The organism is Saccharomonospora iraqiensis subsp. paurometabolica YIM 90007, assembly GCF_000231035.2.
Taxonomy (GTDB): Bacteria; Actinomycetota; Actinomycetes; order Mycobacteriales; family Pseudonocardiaceae; genus Saccharomonospora; species Saccharomonospora paurometabolica.
Genome location: NZ_KI912228.1, coordinates 39,234 through 39,839, shown reverse-complemented (window position 1 = coordinate 39,839; position 606 = coordinate 39,234). Strand labels below are relative to the sequence as shown.

Annotated in this window: 1 protein-coding gene and 1 pseudogene; both read right to left on the bottom strand. The window is 76.2% G+C overall.

All coding sequences use genetic code 11. The annotated features are described in order from the left end of the window. Nucleotides 1–76: 76 nt before the first annotated feature. Nucleotides 77–307, bottom strand: a complete 231-nt coding sequence (locus SACPADRAFT_RS0209865; RefSeq protein ID WP_028662359.1) for a hypothetical protein — start codon at nucleotides 305–307, stop codon at nucleotides 77–79. A 23-nt stretch (nucleotides 308–330) separates the two neighbouring features. Beyond that, a pseudogene (locus tag SACPADRAFT_RS0209860) lies at nucleotides 331–606 on the bottom strand (hypothetical protein); the annotation flags it as partial.

Sequence of the window (606 nt, the reverse complement as noted above, 5' to 3'; positions counted from 1 at the left end):
CCGGACACGGGCCGCACCGGACCGGGCGGGGAAGGCCGTGTCCCCGGCGCTCACCACCGGCGGGGTGAGCGCCCGGTCACGGCTCGGAGACGTCCTCGACGTCCTCGCCGCGCCACTCGGCCTCGGCCCGGTCGGCCCGCTCGGTGCGCTCCTGGGCGATCTCCAGGGCACGGCGGGCGGTCGCCTCGTCCGGGTACGGACCCATCAGATCGATGGCCCGGGACAGCTCGCCGTGCTCGACCTCACCGGTGCGGGTGTTGTACCACCAGCCGGACGGGGGGTTCGGGTCCTTGCGTTTCGCTGCCATACCGCCAGAGTGACACGCGAGGCTCACCGACGATAGCGGTACGGGATCTCCGTGGGCTCGTCGCCGGTCGGGCCGAACTCCGCGGGTCCGGGGTCGTCGGTGGGGAGGTCGTCGGTGGGGAGGTCGTCGCCGACGGGGGGCTCCGCAGGCCCCGCCGGAGGCGGTCCCGTGTCCACGGTGGGCATCTCGTCGAACCAGTCCCGTCCGCCGCCCGCACCGTCGGCGGCGGGCCGGTCCGGTGACACCGGCCGCTCCCCGGCGGGGTGGGTGGGGTACGGGGCGGCCGACGGGGCCGTGCC

Excerpts from the sequence above, each read along its gene's own strand:
- SACPADRAFT_RS0209865 (WP_028662359.1), bottom strand. The coding sequence starts at position 307 with ATGGCAGCGAAACGCAAGGACCCGAACCCCCCGTCCGGCTGGTGGTAC.